The sequence below is a fragment of the Hydrogenobacter hydrogenophilus genome, assembly GCF_900215655.1.
Lineage (GTDB): Bacteria > Aquificota > Aquificia > Aquificales > Aquificaceae > Hydrogenobacter > Hydrogenobacter hydrogenophilus.
The window spans coordinates 135,108-152,113 of sequence record NZ_OBEN01000002.1 but is presented as its reverse complement, the minus strand read 5'-3'; the positions used below and the strand labels follow the sequence as shown (position 1 = coordinate 152,113).

Annotated in this window: 20 protein-coding genes and 1 CRISPR repeat array; of the genes, 12 read left to right on the top strand and 8 right to left on the bottom strand. The window is 40.5% G+C overall.

Features of this window, described 5'->3' with window-relative positions:
• Nucleotides 1–4: 4 nt before the first annotated feature.
• On the top strand, nucleotides 5–880 hold the full coding sequence (locus CP948_RS03520; protein ID WP_245810072.1) for a sulfate/molybdate ABC transporter ATP-binding protein: 876 nt from the start codon (nucleotides 5–7) through the stop codon (nucleotides 878–880).
• Here CP948_RS03520 and CP948_RS03515 read toward each other — a convergent pair.
• On the bottom strand, nucleotides 856–1,509 hold the full coding sequence (locus CP948_RS03515) for a septal ring lytic transglycosylase RlpA family protein (protein WP_096601147.1): 654 nt from the start codon (nucleotides 1,507–1,509) through the stop codon (nucleotides 856–858). The two genes, CP948_RS03520 and CP948_RS03515, sit on opposite strands and share 25 nt — an antisense overlap.
• The gene (locus tag CP948_RS03510) at nucleotides 1,506–2,741 is read right to left on the bottom strand and encodes an RNA-guided endonuclease TnpB family protein (RefSeq protein WP_101495084.1); all 1,236 of its coding nucleotides are present in this window, start codon (nucleotides 2,739–2,741) and stop codon (nucleotides 1,506–1,508) included. The genes CP948_RS03515 and CP948_RS03510 overlap by 4 nt, the downstream gene beginning before the upstream one ends.
• Nucleotides 2,742–3,222: 481 nt before the next feature.
• Nucleotides 3,223–4,048: direct repeats of the CRISPR family, unit length 29 nt; unit sequence GTTTCTAATGTACCGTGTGGAATTGAAAG.
• A 27-nt stretch (nucleotides 4,049–4,075) separates the two neighbouring features.
• On the opposite strand from CP948_RS03510, the gene carB reads away from it, so the two are divergent.
• Both carB and CP948_RS03500 read left to right on the top strand, forming a co-directional pair.
• Nucleotides 4,076–5,674, top strand: a complete 1,599-nt coding sequence (carB, locus tag CP948_RS03505; RefSeq protein WP_096601291.1) for a carbamoyl-phosphate synthase large subunit — start codon at nucleotides 4,076–4,078, stop codon at nucleotides 5,672–5,674.
• On the top strand, nucleotides 5,671–6,207 hold the full coding sequence (locus CP948_RS03500) for an NTPase (protein WP_096601145.1): 537 nt from the start codon (nucleotides 5,671–5,673) through the stop codon (nucleotides 6,205–6,207). Before carB ends, CP948_RS03500 begins: the two co-directional genes overlap by 4 nt.
• Here the strand turns inward: CP948_RS03500 and CP948_RS03495 are convergent.
• Nucleotides 6,181–6,933: a prepilin peptidase gene (locus CP948_RS03495; protein ID WP_096601143.1), complete on the bottom strand. Its 753-nt coding sequence runs from the start codon at nucleotides 6,931–6,933 to the stop codon at nucleotides 6,181–6,183. The genes CP948_RS03500 and CP948_RS03495 overlap by 27 nt on opposite strands.
• Nucleotides 6,934–6,950: 17 nt before the next feature.
• On the opposite strand from CP948_RS03495, the gene CP948_RS03490 reads away from it, so the two are divergent.
• The 4 genes from CP948_RS03490 to CP948_RS03475 are packed head-to-tail and all read left to right on the top strand — an operon-like array spanning nucleotide 6,951 to nucleotide 9,711.
• The gene (locus tag CP948_RS03490; protein ID WP_096601141.1) at nucleotides 6,951–7,409 is read left to right on the top strand and encodes a hypothetical protein; all 459 of its coding nucleotides are present in this window, start codon (nucleotides 6,951–6,953) and stop codon (nucleotides 7,407–7,409) included.
• Nucleotides 7,410–7,434: 25 nt separating this feature from the next.
• Nucleotides 7,435–8,436 carry a ketol-acid reductoisomerase gene (gene ilvC, locus CP948_RS03485; RefSeq protein WP_096601139.1) on the top strand — a complete coding sequence of 334 codons (1,002 nt, stop codon included), beginning with the start codon at nucleotides 7,435–7,437 and terminating at the stop codon, nucleotides 8,434–8,436.
• A complete protein-coding gene (locus CP948_RS03480; RefSeq protein ID WP_096601137.1) occupies nucleotides 8,433–9,056 on the top strand; it encodes a CDP-alcohol phosphatidyltransferase family protein in 624 nt (207 codons plus the stop codon). The genes ilvC and CP948_RS03480 overlap by 4 nt, the downstream gene beginning before the upstream one ends.
• On the top strand, nucleotides 9,049–9,711 hold the full coding sequence (locus tag CP948_RS03475; protein WP_096601135.1) for a 2,5-diamino-6-(ribosylamino)-4(3H)-pyrimidinone 5'-phosphate reductase: 663 nt from the start codon (nucleotides 9,049–9,051) through the stop codon (nucleotides 9,709–9,711). Before CP948_RS03480 ends, CP948_RS03475 begins: the two co-directional genes overlap by 8 nt.
• On the opposite strand, the gene CP948_RS03470 is transcribed toward CP948_RS03475, so the two are convergent.
• A complete protein-coding gene (locus tag CP948_RS03470) occupies nucleotides 9,704–10,000 on the bottom strand; it encodes a hypothetical protein (protein WP_245810071.1) in 297 nt (98 codons plus the stop codon). The genes CP948_RS03475 and CP948_RS03470 overlap by 8 nt on opposite strands.
• A gap of 40 nt (nucleotides 10,001–10,040) precedes the next feature.
• Nucleotides 10,041–10,289, bottom strand: coding sequence for a hypothetical protein (locus tag CP948_RS03465; RefSeq protein WP_096601134.1), 249 nt, complete (start codon nucleotides 10,287–10,289; stop codon nucleotides 10,041–10,043).
• A 36-nt stretch (nucleotides 10,290–10,325) separates the two neighbouring features.
• Here CP948_RS03465 and CP948_RS03460 point away from each other — a divergent pair, with 36 nt between their 5' ends.
• Entirely contained in the window at nucleotides 10,326–10,901 is a 576-nt protein-coding gene (locus CP948_RS03460; RefSeq protein ID WP_096601132.1) for a tRNA threonylcarbamoyladenosine biosynthesis protein TsaB, read from the top strand.
• Here CP948_RS03460 and CP948_RS03455 read toward each other — a convergent pair.
• Together CP948_RS03455 and CP948_RS03450 are read right to left on the bottom strand one after the other, a co-directional pair.
• On the bottom strand, nucleotides 10,898–11,509 hold the full coding sequence (locus CP948_RS03455; protein WP_245810070.1) for a 7-cyano-7-deazaguanine synthase: 612 nt from the start codon (nucleotides 11,507–11,509) through the stop codon (nucleotides 10,898–10,900). The two genes, CP948_RS03460 and CP948_RS03455, sit on opposite strands and share 4 nt — an antisense overlap.
• Nucleotides 11,499–12,218 carry an SDR family oxidoreductase gene (locus CP948_RS03450; RefSeq protein ID WP_096601130.1) on the bottom strand — a complete coding sequence of 240 codons (720 nt, stop codon included), beginning with the start codon at nucleotides 12,216–12,218 and terminating at the stop codon, nucleotides 11,499–11,501. The genes CP948_RS03455 and CP948_RS03450 overlap by 11 nt, the downstream gene beginning before the upstream one ends.
• Before the next feature lie 173 nt (nucleotides 12,219–12,391).
• On the opposite strand from CP948_RS03450, the gene cimA reads away from it, so the two are divergent.
• The 4 genes from cimA to tsaD are packed head-to-tail and all read left to right on the top strand — an operon-like array spanning nucleotide 12,392 to nucleotide 16,595.
• Nucleotides 12,392–13,975 (top strand): citramalate synthase, encoded by a 1,584-nt coding sequence (gene cimA, locus CP948_RS03445; protein WP_096601128.1) that lies wholly within the window; start codon nucleotides 12,392–12,394, stop codon nucleotides 13,973–13,975.
• Nucleotides 13,976–13,978: 3 nt separating this feature from the next.
• Complete coding sequence (locus CP948_RS03440) at nucleotides 13,979–14,365, top strand: hypothetical protein (protein WP_096601126.1); 387 nt, start codon at nucleotides 13,979–13,981, stop codon at nucleotides 14,363–14,365.
• Nucleotides 14,362–15,600, top strand: coding sequence for a S41 family peptidase (locus CP948_RS03435; RefSeq protein ID WP_096601124.1), 1,239 nt, complete (start codon nucleotides 14,362–14,364; stop codon nucleotides 15,598–15,600). The genes CP948_RS03440 and CP948_RS03435 overlap by 4 nt, the downstream gene beginning before the upstream one ends.
• On the top strand, nucleotides 15,597–16,595 hold the full coding sequence (gene tsaD / locus CP948_RS03430; RefSeq protein WP_096601122.1) for a tRNA (adenosine(37)-N6)-threonylcarbamoyltransferase complex transferase subunit TsaD: 999 nt from the start codon (nucleotides 15,597–15,599) through the stop codon (nucleotides 16,593–16,595). Before CP948_RS03435 ends, tsaD begins: the two co-directional genes overlap by 4 nt.
• Here the strand turns inward: tsaD and CP948_RS03425 are convergent.
• Nucleotides 16,566–16,973, bottom strand: coding sequence for an NUDIX hydrolase (locus tag CP948_RS03425; protein ID WP_096601120.1), 408 nt, complete (start codon nucleotides 16,971–16,973; stop codon nucleotides 16,566–16,568). The two genes, tsaD and CP948_RS03425, sit on opposite strands and share 30 nt — an antisense overlap.
• Between the last annotated feature and the right edge of the window lie 33 nt (nucleotides 16,974–17,006).

Here is a 17,006-nt window from a genome sequence, read left to right as displayed (position 1 = left end):
TGACGTGAAAAAAAGGCTCCACGGTGCAAAGGGGGATTTCGTCCTTAAGGTAGAGCTTGAAGTAAAGGAAGGGGATTTTCTTGTAGTTTTTGGTCCTTCCGGTAGCGGAAAAACCACACTTTTGCGTATGATAGCAGGACTTGAAAAGCCAGATGAAGGCTACATAGAGGTAAAAGGTAAGGTTTGGTTTGACTTCCAAAAGGGTATAAACCTTCCACCTCAAAAAAGGGATGTGGGTTTTGTCTTCCAAGACTACGCTCTTTTTCCTAACATGAGTGTTTTTGAAAACATAGCCTTTGGTATGAAGAGAAGGGATAAAGATAAGATCATGGAACTCCTGAGAATGGCAGGTATGGAGCATCTTGCCAACAGAAATCCCACATCTCTATCAGGAGGACAAAAACAGAGGGTAGCACTCCTGAGAGCCTTGGCAAGAGAGCCCAGCATACTTCTTTTAGATGAACCCCTTTCAGCCCTTGACCATCAAACGGCACAAGTTCTTAGAGAGGAGATAAAAAACTTTCACAAAAATTATGGGATAACTGTCATCATGGTTTCTCATGACAAAGAGGACGCTTTTAAACTTGCAAACCGAGTGGTGTATCTGTTGGAAGGAAAAGTTTTAGCGGAAGGAACACCTAAGGAAGTTCTCTTTTCGCGCAGAAGCTCACCTAAGTTTTCCCTAAATGCTATACTTTTGGAAAAAACTTACACAGATGTAGTTTGTGTGCTAACCCTTGCTATAGGTTCTGAGCTGGTGCAGGTGGTTGTTGATAAAGATACTGCAGAAGAGTTAAGCGTAGGAGATACAGTGCTTGTCTCCGCAAAAGCCTTTGTGCCCGTGGTTCGCAAAATTCACTCTCCGCACCTTAAAACATAAGCTATCACCCTAACCTCGCCCCTGTTAATCATACCCAGTTCTCTTGCAGCACCATAAGAAAGGTCCAACACTCTTTCTTCTTTGAAAGGTCCCCTGTCTATAACTTTAACAACAACTTCCCGTTGGTTTTCCGTGTTTATTACTTTAAGCATGGTTCCCAAAGGTAGGGTTCTATGGGCTGCGTACATGCCGTACATATCGTAAGGAATACCGTACGCAGTTTCTCTACTGTGATAGGGCTCTCTGTAATAGCTTGCTAACCCTTCTATCTTTGCAGGACATTCTGTGATACCTTCTTTTCCACACCTTTCTATTTCAAGCTTTGCAGGAAAAGGGTTTCCACCGAGAATGCTCTTGTACTTTTCTGGAACACACACTCCATCAACATCATCATCGCGCATAACCGCTATAGTTATACTTTTTTGATTTTTCAGGTTAATTATCTTTACCTTACTCCAAGGCTGTACCAACCCACTTCTTGCTCTGTTTCCTTCACAATAAAAACCCTTTGTGTATATGGGACTATGGCAATTAACCTTTAACCCACCTTCATAACGCTTTGGCTTTTCTTTTATCACCACAGAACAACCACTCCAAAATACAAAAAAGAGCACAAAAAACACTCTCATAGCGAAGAAAGTGAACTACTACCACTTACAGAAGTGGTAGCTTCCTGCTTCATAGAATGTTGACTCGTAGACCGATGATAAATCATCGTTCCGCCGTCAGAGCATTCTCCACAGGCCTGAGTTCGGGTCGTTCCAACCCTACTTAATCCTACTTTATACAAATTTTTACTTGCATTTATGTCTCTATCGTGGAAGGTATTACATTCTGGGCATTCCCAATATCTATTAGATAATCTTAATTGAGTATTGATATATCCACACACACTGCAAGTTTTAGATGATGGATAAAATCTGTCTACGATAATCAATTCTCTACCATACCAATTTGCCTTATACTCTAAATATCTCAAGAATGTTCCCCATGATACATCAGAGACTAATTTAGAGAGCATTGACTGTTGTAAAGCTTTAACAGATAAACCCTCCACCACTATGACTTGGTTTTCGTCAATAATGGCTTTGGATGTCTTGTGTAAAAAATCATTTCTTGCATTGGATATGTATTCGTGTAATTTTGCTATTTTTTCCCTTGTTTTCTTATAGTTGTTAGAGCCTTTTTGTTTTCTTGATAATTGTCTTTGTAGTCTTTTTAATCTTTTTTCGGCTCTTACAAGATATTTTGGATTTTCTATTTTACAGCTTCCATTATCATTTGTAATTATTGCAAAATCTTTAAGTCCTAAATCTATTCCACATATTTTTGATTTTGGTTGTTTTATTTTATTTTGAACTTTGTCTGTTTCTACTAATATGCTTACATAATAATTTCCACTTTTTGTCTTTGTTATTGTAGCAGATTTAATTTTTCCTTCAAAAATCCTATGAAGTTTTATTTTTATTCCGGTTTTCACTTTTGGTAAGTAAAGCAATTGTTTTTCAAAATCTATTCTTATAGTGTTCCCTTGATTATTTGTAGTGTATGATTGTTTATCTTTTTTCTTTTTGAATTTAGGTAGTCCAAAATGTTTTTTGTTTTTAAAATAATCCCTAAAAGCTTTTTCTTGGTTTAACTGAACATTAGCTAATGCTAAACTATCAACTTCTCTTAAAAATTGGTATTGCTTTTTGTATTTAGCAGGAGTGATTTTTGGTAATTTTTCTTTATTATTCAACGCATTTAACTTTCCTTCAAGCATTTTATTCCAGACAAAGCGACATGCTCCAAATGTTTTAGCAAAGAACTCCTCTTGCTCTTTGTTTGGATATATTCTGTATCTGTATGCTTTTAGCATTTTTCTTTACCTTGATTTTATTTTCTATTCCCATAAATATTATATACCGAAACCTATTTTTATCAGTAAGCAATTCATCTCCGACTTTAGAAGATTCCAGACTTCTTGCTGGAAGTGTTAAAGCTAAAACCAACAACACACTTTATGATATATATCATAAGCAATTTCTCTCTCTAAGGATTAAAATCAAAAAAAGGATTGAGGGGTTTTATAAGCCCCTTGTCATCTTGACAGTTGAATAAGGACTGTGTTTGTAAGATTATAGGGGTAGTATACCTTTGATGTCTTCATCAAAACATTTTGGTGTTTTGATGTTTTGATGAGGTACTTTTGGAACTGTTGAGTTTCAATAGTTAGAAATGGCAATTTTTCAGCCCCTTTTTGGGAACTGAAGATTTCCGAAAATTAACTTCATTTGAAAAGGGTACCCCTTTTAGCAAAGTGTTGATGTATAATGTTTTTCTTGAATATCTCTTTTGGGGTTTCTAATGTACCGTGTGGAATTGAAAGAATATACTCATGCTTTAAATTTAGCTCCAAAAACCTCGTTTCTAATGTACCGTGTGGAATTGAAAGCAAAAAGCACTTCTTTCATCTCACCTACCTCCTTTTGTTTCTAATGTACCGTGTGGAATTGAAAGTAGTTTTAGCTCTAAGAACTGTTCCCTTGTAATCCTTGGTTTCTAATGTACCGTGTGGAATTGAAAGACTATACGAACAGGTTTTAGATACTGCTTATCAATATGTTTCTAATGTACCGTGTGGAATTGAAAGTGTCTTTCAAGGATTAGAAAATTTCGTAAGGGGGTTGTTTCTAATGTACCGTGTGGAATTGAAAGGTTCTTTTGTGATGATGATGCGCTTGTGAATTGAATGGTTTCTAATGTACCGTGTGGAATTGAAAGCCAGAATATTGACTATGGCTCCAAGCTTTGAGTATTGATTGTTTCTAATGTACCGTGTGGAATTGAAAGTAGAGAGGATTGAACCTAAAAGATACCTCTGGATAGTGTTTCTAATGTACCGTGTGGAATTGAAAGTTGCGAAGACGCTCTCGGTTGGGTCTATAGGGTCTTCCATGTTTCTAATGTACCGTGTGGAATTGAAAGTTTCAAAAGCCATACCAGAGTTTAGCAGGTTTGAGCGTTTCTAATGTACCGTGTGGAATTGAAAGTACACTCAAACACATAAAACTTTCTTTTTCTCTTTGGTTTCTAATGTACCGTGTGGAATTGAAAGTGGTCTTCCAGCTCCAGCTCCTTTTCAAACCTTACCTGTGTTTCTAATGTACCGTATGGAATTAAAAGGCAAATAGGGTTATAATAAAAGTTTTAATGAAAAAGGTTCTTATTCTTGGGAGTGGTCCTAATCGCATTGGTCAGGGTATAGAGTTTGATTACGCATGCGTGCATGCTATATACGCTTTGCGTGAGGAGGGTATAGAAACCATTATGATAAACTGCAATCCAGAAACGGTATCCACAGACTACGATACTGCGGACAAGCTATACTTTGAACCTATTGTTCTTGAAAATGTGCTTGAGGTGATCAGAAGAGAAAAGCCTGATGGCGTGTTTCTACAGTTTGGTGGGCAAACACCACTAAAACTTTCCCTTCCCCTCAAAAAAGCAAATATCAACATACTGGGCATACAGCCAGAGAGCATAGACATAGCAGAAGACAGGGAACTTTTTAAACAGCTTATAGACAGACTGGGTATAAAACAGCCACCGAGCTCTGCGGTAAGGTCAAAGCAAGAAGCACTAAAGGTAGCAGAAAGCATAGGATACCCTGTTTTGGTAAGACCCTCTTATGTGCTTGGTGGCAGAGCTATGAGGATAGTTTACGACGAGGAGGAGCTCATAAGCTATCTTGAGGAAGCAGTTAGTGTGAGCTACGAAAGACCTATACTTATAGATAAGTATCTGTCTGACAGCGTTGAGGTGGATGTAGATGCAATAGGTGATGGGGAAGACTATCTTATTGGTGCGGTTATGGAACACATAGAAGAGGCAGGTATTCATTCAGGAGACAGTGCGGCATGCATACCACCCTACACACTAAAGGAAGAGGTTATAAATGCAATAAAAGAACAGTCCAAAAAAATAGCCAAAGCACTTTCTGTGAAAGGTCTTATAAACCTACAGTTTGCGGTAAAGAACGATGAGGTTTTTGTGCTTGAGGTCAACCCCAGAGCTTCCCGAACTGTGCCTTTTGTAAGCAAAACTATAGGGTATCCTCTTGCAAAACTTGCAGCCAAGATAGGTGTAGGTAGAAAGCTAAGACAGTTAGTCCCAGAGGTTTTTGATAGAATAAGAAAGGGAGATGTGCATATTGCGAGCGACTTTATGAGTGCAAACAAAAAGCTATACGCGGTAAAGGAAGTGGTGTTTCCTTGGAAAAGGTTTCCGGAAGTAGACCCACTGCTTGGACCAGAGATGAAAAGCACGGGAGAGGTTATGGCTATAGATGAAGAGTTTGGGATGGCATACTACAAGGCTCAGCTTGCGGTAGGCAACAGATTACCCACAAAAGGAAGAGTTTTTATAAGCGTTGCGGACAGGGACAAGGAAAAGGTCATTGATCTTGCCAAAGGGTTCAAAAAAATAGGCTTTGAAGTTTGTGCCACCGCAGGCACTCACAAGTTTTTAAAGGAGCACGGGATAGACACCATACATGTCCTAAAGGTGTCCGAAGGAAGACCCCATGTAGTGGATATGATAACTAACGGGGAGATAAACTTGGTGATAAACACACCAACGGGCAAAAAAGAAAGAAGCGATGCCTATTACATAAGGAGGGCGGTAGTGCAGTATGATGTTCCATACACCACAACAGTCAGAGGAGGCTATGCCATACTTTCAGCCATTGAGTGTTTCATAAAGGAAGGGGGAAAGCTAAGGGTTTATGCGCTACAGGACCTATACTTATGAAAGTAGTCTTAACAGGTCCTCCGGGCATAGGTAAAACTACACTGGTAAAAAAAGTGGTAGAGCGGATCAAGGATAAAGCGGTAGGCTTTTGGACTGAGGAAGTAAGAGATAAAGTCAAAAAGGAAAGGACAGGCTTTAGGATAGTAAGCACAGACGGAAAGTCCATCATATTCGCAAGCAAGTTCTTCACTTCCAAACACTTGGTAGGCTCTTATGGAGTAAATGTGGAAAGGTTTGAAAGTATAGCTTTGCCAGTTCTTGAGAGAGCTTTGAAAGAAAAAGACAAGATAGTAGTTATAGACGAGGTAGGAAAGATGGAGCTCTTTTCTGAGAGGTTCGCAAAGATGGTTTCTTTACTACTTTCTGATACTAAGCGCTCCATGCTTATCACCATACCCATAAGAGACGTGCATCCCTTAGTAAAATGGATAAGAAGACATCCCCAAGTGGTGCTTATGGAATTAAAAAAAGAAAACAGAGACGCTCTGCCAGAAGAGATAGTCAATTTACTGTTGCAGGATTATAGGACTTAACCAATCCCTTAGCATAACGCCCACAAAACATCCCAAAGACAGGAAAGGACCATAAGGCACCGCAAAGGAGATGTTTTTATACTTGATGATAAGAGGAATGGCGTACAAAAGCCCAAATAAAGAACCAAGGAATACAGCAGATGCCACACCCCAAACACCAGCCACAGAACCTATAAAAGCCATAAGCTTTACATCTCCAAACCCTATACCCTCTATCTTTCTGACTTTCACATAGAAAATGTATATGAGAAAGAAGGGCACAGCCCCCACCAAAGCACCCACTACACTATCCCAAAAGGTGAAGTTTTCCCTAAAGAAGGAACTCACCAGCCCAAAGGCAAGCCCACCCAAATTTAGACTGTCTGGTAGTGTAAAGGTATCCCAATCTATAAAGGAGAGTATCAAAAGCAGTGAAAAAAACACGAACATAACAAAACTTTCAAAGCTTAAAGACCATTTAAAGTAGCAGAGGAGTGCCAATAGTCCAGACAGAAACTCCACCAAAGGATACCTAAGGGATATGCTTGCAAAACAATCCCTACACTTTCCTTTTAGAAGGAAGTAAGATATTATGGGTATGTTGTCATACCACCTTATCTTAGAACCGCACGATGGACAGTGCGAAGGAGGACTTATTATAGACTCCCTTCTGGGAAGACGGTATATAAGCACGTTGTAGAAACTTCCCAAGACACTACCCAAAAGGAACACAAAAAGATAATCCATTTCGTATATTTTAAATTATGGGCTTGTTTATTGAGGACCTTTTAAACTTTGGGAATCTTATGGATGCAGAAATAGACATACAACTACAGAAGGATCTTTTAAAAAGTGCTTACCCTAAGTTAAACTTTGAGCTTGATGATGGACTTTTGAAGATACAGGTGGAAACCAAAGGACTGTTATTTAAGAAAAAAAGAGAGATCAGGCTTTCGGAAAACACAGATAGCGTCAAGAATGACAGAAACACGGGCAGGAGGTACATACTTATGAGAGCTCTTACAAAAGACATACCAGAAGAGCTTATAAAGGAAGAAGTTTTCTTGGTAGATGGCGAGCTTTTTGGTATGGATGTATGGCCTGCGGTTAAGCTAACGGAGGTTTACGAAAAGATACCCAAGCAGTTTAAAGAAAGGCTTACTCTTACCAGATACAAGCTCAAGAAAGACGGTATAAGGATCTTCCTAAGGGTGGAAAAGTAGTATAATTTTTTTTGGGAGGCATAATATGGCTAAGATTTACTACGAAGAAGACGCTACTCTTGAACCTCTAATAGGCAAAACTGTAGCCATCTTAGGGTATGGTAGTCAAGGACACGCTCATGCGTTAAATCTCAGAGATAGTGGGATAAGGGTAGTCGTAGGCCTACACCAAGGTAGCAAGTCTAAGCGTAAGGCTCTTGAGGGTGGTTTTCCAGTTCTTGAACCTGCAAGGGCGGTGCAAGAAGCTGACGTAATTATGTTTCTAACCCCAGACACGGTACAACCTCAAATATACAAAGAGAGTGTGGAGCCTTATCTCAATCCAAGTAAAAGTCTTGCCTTTGCTCACGGCTTTAACATACACTTCAAACAGATAGTGCCACCAAAGGAAGTAGATGTGTTTATGGTAGCACCAAAAGGACCTGGACACTTAGTAAGATGGATGTATGAAGAAGGCAAAGGTGTTCCAGCACTCATAGCTATATATCAGGATGCAAGCGGTTATTGTAAAGATAAAGCTCTTGCTTACGCAAAAGCCATAGGTGCTACAAGGGCAGGAGTGATAGAAACCACCTTTAAGGAAGAGACAGAAACGGACCTGTTTGGAGAACAGACAGTACTCTGTGGAGGTGTTACTGCGCTCATAAAGGCAGGATTTGAAACCCTTGTAGAAGCTGGTTATCAACCTGAAGTTGCTTATTTTGAATGTCTTCACGAACTTAAGCTCATCGTGGATCTTATATACCAGTATGGTATAGCGGGCATGAGGTATTCCATATCAGATACCGCTAAGTACGGTGATGTGACGCGTGGAGAAAGAATATACAAACTCATAAAACCCCTCATGAAGGACATACTTAGTGAGATACAAAAGGGAGAGTTTGCCAAGGAGTGGATATTGGAAAACCAAGCTGGAAGGCCTGTGTTTAACGCTCTTTTGGAAAGGGACAGAAGGCACCTTATAGAAGAAGTGGGTGAGAAGTTAAGGGAGATGATGCCTTGGATAACGGGTAAGGAGCTCAAATGAACCTCACCAAGAGAAGAGAAGCTCTAAAGAAGGTTTACACACCCGTTGGCGTGATGCTTTACAAACTTCACCTTCCTCCTAACCTGATAACTCTTCTCTCTTTAATTCTTGGAATGGCATCTGCTTACTCTTTCTACCACGGGAAACTCCTAACAGGTGCCAGCTTTTTAATACTTTCTGGGCTTTTTGACCTTGCGGACGGTACAGTGGCAAGACTTTCAGATAGAGCCTCCAAGTTTGGTGCGGTCTTTGACTGGATCGCAGACAAGTGGGTAGATGGGTTCGTTTTGGGAACAGTGGGATACTTTTACGCAGGACCCTTTACTGCCATAACAGTAGTGACTGCATCCATGCTTCACTCCTTCATAAAACCCGTGGTTTATTCCGAAATAGGATACCAAGCGCGCATAAAAGGTAAGATAAAAGATCCCTTAGAGGGTGTTGGCTTTTTTGGAAGACCAGAAACGCATCTGACACTTGTAATGTTTGCGGTGTTAGAAAGAGTGAACGCCCCCGTAGGCTTATCTTTAGGCATAAAACTTATAGCTCTTTTGACCTTACTGTCTCTTCTTTTGAGAATACTTTACCTTTACAAACACTTTGGGAGGGACTATGAATAGGCCATATGTGATCATAGTCTCGGAGGTAAGCGTTGACGGAAAGTTAACTCTGTACAGAGGAGCATCCAGCAAAGAGCTTATGACACTAATGGATCAAGAAGCTTACAGATATCTCCATGAGATAAGAGCTAAAGTGGATGGTATCATGGTAGGTTGCGAAACAGTAAGGACAGACAACCCAAGCCTCACGGTGAGGTATGTTCAAGGAAAAAATCCTGTCAGAGTAATCCCATGCTCCACCGCAAATGTTCCTTTAGATGCCAATATTTTCTCAAAGGACGCACCCACTCTTATAGTGACTACAAAAAGAGCACCCGAAGAAAAGTTGGAAAAGATAAGAGAAACGGGAGCGGAAGTGTGGGTAGTAGGAGAAGACCTTGTGGACTTTGATGCTCTTATGCCTATGCTGTTAGAGAGAGGAATAAATAGTCTTATGGTAGAAGGCGGTGCTTCTATAAACTGGGAGTTCATAAAGAGGGGCTTTGTGGACGAGATAAGACTTATACACTTGCCAGTTATAGTAGGTGGTGAGAATGTGCCTACCCTTGTAGGTGGTGAAGGTTTTAAAAAGCTTAGAAATCTTATGCATCTTAGACTAAGGGCACACTTCAAAAGAGGGCATCACCTCATCACCGAATGGGAAGTGGTCAGGTAGAATCCTTAAGTTTATTATGACAGTAAGGACATACTATTGCCTTTATGTGAACCTCACTATAACACATGGGACACCTTTTCCTACCCTTGAGATACAGAAAAATGTTAAAGTGGAAAAGGTACTTCAGAAGAAGATAGAAGGAGAAAATGCCTAATATGATCAACCAAGCCTTTATAGGTGTGAAAATCTCGTAGTATTTTATCCAGAGATAAGTGGCTGATATGGATGCTATCCAAAAGGCTATCCTTCTGTCTAAAAAAACCTGAGCAAGTACATGAATTAGTGCCATCCAAATAAAAAACTGTAGCAAGGACTCCCTAAATAACGGTTCAACGGTTTTTAACCAGTCCATTGAGAACCCAGCCTCTGACTATCAGATGAAGGAATAAACCTATGTGGAACACCAAAAGGTTCATAAGAAAACCCACATAACCAAAAGACTTGAAAATGTAGAAAAAGAACATTCCTGTCAAAACAAGCCTTACCAAACTTGACAGATATAGCCATCTTGTATATCTGGAAAGTATGTACAGATTCTCCACATAAAAGACACCCATCAAGAAGCTAATAAGCAGCATACTGAGATTTTACCACAGTTATAATAGTGTAGCGTAATGAGGATCCTTTCCCTTGATACTTCCTTTTCCTTCTTAAACTTTTCGGTGATTGATGAAGGGAAGGTGATCTTTTTGTGCTATATGGACAACTCAAAGAAGACTCTTGAGAACTTACCCAAGGTGTTGGCAGATTACAAAATAAGACCTCAGGATTACGATGCCTTTGCCGTTTCTGTAGGTGTAGGGTATCTTACCTCAGTGAGAATTGGCATAACCTTTATAAAAGGTTGGGCTTACCTTTTTAATAAGCCAGTAGTGGGATATGAGAACCTTGAATTGATGGCAAAGCACACACATACAAACTTTCCCAAAATACCTTGTTTAAAGGTGAGCCACACCATATTCTACAGGATAGTAGAGGAAGACAAAATATCGGAAATAAAGACAGCTAAGGAGTGCCCTTCACAAGGTTATGTAATAAGCTTGAAAGATCATGCCATAGAGGGTAGCAATGTGGTTCTTGAGTTTTTCCCCTTCTCCGCTTACGGCGGTATATACGCTTACGAAAAGCTAAGCTCTGGATACAAAGGTGATGACCTTTTCCTTTTGGAACCCCTTTATGTAAAATCTTAGCCTACAGCTAAAGCCTCTTGTCTTTCTTTGCACTTTATACACTTTCCACACGGAACTATTTTCCCTTTTATCTTTCTGGGATTGGCACACGAGAGGGTAAGGTGATAAGGTACTACGCTGAGTCCCATCTTTACTACTTGAGCCTTTTCAAGTCCAAACAGAGGTGTTTCTATAAAAAACTCTTTGCCCAAACCCTTAGCTATGAGTTTTTCCAATTCTTTCAGATACTCTGCTGTGTTATCCGGAAAAGCATAAAGCCCAAGACTGCCTATAGCTAACCTGTTTATGTCTTTAGAAAAAGCGTAAAGAGCACATGTAGTTATAAGGGTCATGTTCCTCAGGGGTATGAAAATGTCCTGTATAGTTTTTAAAGTTTTTCTTGGAGATGCTAGTCCTTGCACCTTTAGAACTCTTAATGCCATAAGGTTTGGATAATTTCTCTTGGTGTATCTCCAGAGATTTATTGCGTTTTCAAGTTCAAGGCTCTCCCACTTTTCTCCGGTTTTTACGTAGACGGGATAAACCAAATACCCCTTTTGGAGGTACATGTAAAGTAGGGTAGTGCTTTCTACTCCACCGCTAAAAAGTACCGCTATTCTAACACTCACCGGATATGTGCCTCCCACTGTCCAAATTTATGATCTCTCCTGTTATACTTTGGGCTTCCAGCAAAAACTCAGTGAGTGCCATTACATCTTCTATAGAAACCTGCCTTTTTAGTGGCGTCTTGTTTATGTATTCCTTCCACTTCTCCTCCGAAAAGTCCTCTGGTTTTAGAGTAGGTCCAAGAGCTATGGCATTAACAAGTACATGAGGCGCAAACTCCTTTGCTAACACCTTTACCGCAGTGTGAAGAGCTCCTTTTGAGATAAAATACGCAGAGTAGTTTTTGTAAGGCGTGGTATTAGTAGCCCAGTCCCCAAATGCTACTATCCTGCCTTTAGTATCACCAGAATTATGAAGCATGTATGGGTAAAGAAGTTTACTCAGAAACAGAAAAGCTTCTGTATTTGGGACAAAGTGTGCATACAGGTCATCCCTTTTCAAAGACTCAATGGGCGTAGAAAAATATGGACTTGCGCTGTGTATAAAAGCGTCTATTCCATTTAAGTAATTCACAGCCTTCTCTACTACTTTCAGATAGCTGTTAGGGTCTGACAGGTCTGCTTGAATGCCAAGGGTATCCTCCTTTAGAAGCTCCTCTACCGTTTGAGTGTGTGTACGGTAAACGAAGGCTATTTTGTACCCATTGTTTATGAGTTTCTTGGCAATGTGAAAACCTATCCTTCTTACACCCGTTATGAGCACTCTCTTCATAGATTGTATTATACGAAATCGAGTGCTATCTCATAATTTAAAATGTTTCTTGCGGTTAGAATTTCTTTTTTTCTTAAACTTTTAATAACAAACTCCCAACCTTTTGGCAAATTACCGAATCTTAAATATCTCCAATGTGAAAGTAAAGAAATGTATATTATATTTAAACTTCTATGGATAAGGTGCTTATTTACGATACCACCTTAAGGGATGGCTCGCAAGCTGAGGGTATAAATTTTTCTGTAGAAGATAAGCTTCGCATACTTGAAAAACTTGATGAGTTTGGAGTGCATTACGCGGAGTGTGGATGGCCAGGAGCTAACCCCAAAGACACCATACTTTTTGAAAGGCTCAAAAAGATAAAGACTCAGAACTTGAAAGTCGTCGCTTTTGGTTCTACCAGAAAGGCAGGTAAAAAGGTTCACCAAGATCAACAGATAGAGAACCTTCTAAGGTCTGGTGCACGTGTGATAACCGTGTTTGGTAAAAGCTGGGACTTTCATGTTATTCAAGCTATGGGAACGAGCCTTGAGGAGAATCTTGATATGGTTTACGAAACGGTAAGATACCTAAAAGAGCACGTAGAGGAAGTGATCTTTGACGCAGAACACTTCTTTGATGGGTACAAAAATAATCCAGAGTATGCTCTATCAGTGCTTAGGTCTGCTCTTGAGGGTGGTGCGGATTGGATAGTTTTGTGTGATACAAACGGAGGATGCCTACCTAATGAAGTTTACGAGATAACCAAGGCGGTTAAGGAATCTTTCCCCCAGGCACGCATTGGTATACACGCTCATAATGATTCAGACACAGCTGTTGCCAACTCTTTGATGGCTGTATTGGCAGGAGCAAGGCAGGTGCACGGCACTATAAACGGTATAGGAGAAAGAACAGGAAATGCTAATCTATGTTCCATCATACCAAACCTTCAACTAAAGCTCGGTTTTGAGGTTATACCTCCAGAGAATCTTAAAAAACTTACAGAACTTGCTCACTTTGTATCAGAAGTTTCCAACATACCTCTTCCCAAAAACATGCCTTATGTAGGAGAAAGCGCCTTTACTCACAAGGCGGGTGTTCATGCTTCCGCTGTGATGAAAAGGTCAGAAACTTACGAACATGTAGACCCATCTCTGGTAGGCAACAGAAGAAAGGTGACTGTATCGGACCTTTCTGGCAGGAGCAACATACTATACAAGCTTAAAGAGATGGGTATTCAGGTAGATGAGAGGTCTCCAGAACTCGTCAAGCTTGTTGAAAAGATAAAGGAGCTGGAGAAAGAAGGCTATCACTTTGAGGCAGCAGAGGCATCTTTTGAGCTTTTGTGCAAAAGGCACTTTGGACTTGTTAAAAACTACTTTGATCTTGATGCCTATCGCGTGCTTATAGCAAGAAGAAGTACGGATGTATCACCTGTATCTGAAGCTACCGTAAGGCTCTATGTAGGGGATATAAAGCAACACACTGCAGCGCTCGGCAATGGACCTGTAAGCGCGTTAGACAGATCTTTGAGAAAAGCCTTGGAGGAGTTCTATCCCAATCTCAGAGATGTACAGCTCATAGACTACAAAGTGAGGATAGTTAATGAGTCGGAAGGCACATCCGCCAAGGTAAGGGTGCTTATAGAATCTACAGACGGAAGAAGGAAGTGGGGCACGGTGGGTGTTTCTGAAAACATAATAGAGGCTTCTTGGATAGCCCTAACAGACAGCTTGATATACAAACTGCTAAAGGATGAGGAAGAGGGTATAATTTAATCTATGAAGAAAGGGATCATCCTCTCTTCCGTATTTCTCCTGTCTATGGCAGAACCTGTTAAGGTAAATACGCAGTTATCCGTAAAGGTGGTGGACAGAGAAGGGATCACTCACCAACTTAAAGGTATAAGCTGTAATGGAAGAACCTACCTGAAGGTCAAGGAAGGAGGTGTTGAATATGCAGTACCTTTTGAGGATGTTAGACACATAAGAGTGCTTTCTCAGAAAGAAGATGGCCTTGAAGTGGATGTGGAACTCAGAGGAGGCTTAAAGAAACACATAAGGTTGGACTTAGGGACATACTGCACATCCATATCAGAACTTGGCAGAGCAAACTTTTACATAAGAGATGTGAGGGATATTTTTATAGAGAGAGGAGATGGAAGATGAAGAGAGCTAAATTTTTAGGCTTACTGTTTATCACTTTTAGTGTGGGTTTTTTGCTTGGTATAGCGGGTGGCGCTCCCAAAGACAGGGGTGGTGAAGATGATTACAAATACTTCAGGCTTTTCACAGATGTGTTTAAAGTTGTGAAAGAAAATTATGTGGAGAATGTGAGCACAAAAGACCTAATTTATGGTGCGCTCAGTGGTATGATGAAGTCCTTAGACCCTTTTTCTGCCTTTTTTACACCTGAACAATACAGAGAGTTCAAAGAAGAAACGGAAGGTGAGTTTGGTGGTGTAGGTATAGAGATAAGTATGGAGAAAGGAAGACCTGTTGTAGTATCACCCATAGAAGGAACACCTGCCTACAAAGCAGGCATAAAGCCTGGAGACATAATAATTGAGATAAACGGAGAGGACACATCCAACATGATGCTAACAGATGTGGTGCAAAAGATAAGGGGAAAGCCTGGCACAAAGGTGAACTTGACCATAATAAGGAAGGGTAGTGATAAACCTCTCAAGTTTGAGCTTGAAAGAAGTCTCATAAAAATAGAGAGCGTCAGGTGGACAAAGATAGATGATGTAGGTTATATAAGACTCGTGCAGTTCAATGACGGTGCAGGCGATCAGATGGAAAAAGCCATAAAGAGTCTTCTTTCTCAGAACATAAAAGGACTTATCCTTGACCTAAGGAACGACCCTGGAGGACTTTTAACGGAGGCGGTAAACGTTGCAGAACTTTTCATCCCTGAAGGTAAGCTCATAGTATACACCAAGTCAAGGGATGGCGAAATAAACAAATACTTCTCCAAGAGAAAACCCATTGTGCCTGAAGACATGCCTCTGGTAGTTTTGATAAACAAGGGTTCTGCCAGCGCGTCCGAGATAGTCACGGGTGCTCTTCAGGACTATAAGAGAGCTGTAATAGTAGGAGAGAAAAGCTACGGTAAGGCATCTGTACAGAACATTATGCCTCTTGAAGATGGTTCTGCCATAAAGCTTACTGTAGCATACTACTACACACCTTTTGGAAGACTCATACACAAAAAGGGAATAACACCAGATGTGCAAGTGAGTATGGACGAAAAGGAGGAAGAAAAGCTCCAAGAAACCATAAGACAAAAGAGGATGCAAGGAGATCACCAAAAGCTCATACTTCTGCCTGAGTTAGATCCTCAGCTAAGGAAAGCTATTGAGATAATACACAAAGGGCAAGCTATAAAGAAGGCTGCATGATAACCCTTGCCATAGAAACTTCATGCGACGAGACAGCGCTTGCCTTCCTCTCCTCAGAAAAAGGTATAATAGGTGATATACTGCTATCTCAAACTGTACATTCAGACTTTGGGGGTGTGGTACCTGAGCTTTCGGCAAGAGAGCATACAAGAAACATACTCCCTCTGTTTGATAAACTTTTGAAAAGCACCCATGTGGACATATCCCAAATAGACTTTATATCTTTTACGCTCACTCCTGGGCTTATTCTCTCTTTGGTAGTAGGTGTTGCTTTTGCCAAATCTCTGGCTTATGCTCTGGGAAAACCTATAGTGCCAGTGCATCATCTTGAAGGACACATATACTCAGTCTTCTTAGAAAGACCTGTGGAATACCCTTTTATCTCTCTTGTGGTGTCTGGTGGACACACGGACATTTACCTTGTTGAAGACTTTGGCAGGTATACTTTCTTAGGTGGAACTCTTGATGATGCGGTAGGAGAAAGCTATGACAAGGTGGCAAAGCTCATGGGGCTTGGCTACCCAGGAGGACCCATCATAGATAAGCTTGCACAAAAAGGAAAACCCACTTATGCGCTACCCAGACCTATGATAAAGAGCTCAGACCTCAATATGTCCTTCAGCGGTCTAAAGACAGCAGTTAGACAGATAGTGGAGAATGGTAAATATGTACCAGAGGACCTTGCTTGCTCTTTCCAACAGGCGGTAATTGACATCTTGGAAATGAAGGTTATGAAAAGTGTAGAGATGACGGGTGTAAAGCGCGTAGTTGTGGTAGGTGGAGTATCTGCTAACTCAGAGCTTAGGAAAAGGTTTAGCAAACTTGAAGCCCTTGGCTATGAAGTTTACCTTCCTCATCCTAAGTTTTCTACAGACAATGCCTGTATGATAGCGTATGCAGGCATGCAAAGGTTTAAAAGAGGTATCACCGCACCTCTTGATATAAATCCAGAACCCAACATACCTTTAGAGGTCTTTGGAAAAGAGTGGAGCTAATTGCAAAGCCTTTTTGAATATCTCTTTGTCCCCTTTGTATTTCAGAAGCTTTTGTGCCTCCTCAATAGGAAAGAACCTTGCATCTTGAACTTCCCAAGATGCCTTTGGTTCTCCTTCCTTGTATTTCATCAAAAAGTAAACTACCTTCTTTTTGACCCTTTTGCCATTTTTGGTATAAAAGTACTCAATCTCACCTATTTTTTGAAGCACCTCACCTTTTACTGCGGTTTCTTCCTGTACTTCTCTGATAGCGGTATCCTTTGGGTCTTCTCCTTCCTCTACCATACCTTTTGGAAAAGTCCAAACTCCAGAAGGACTTTTTATAAGGAGCACCTGATTCCCTTTTAAGAGAACACCACCTGCAGAAAACTCTTCCATCTATGTGATAAAATATAAGCAAGGAGGAAAAAA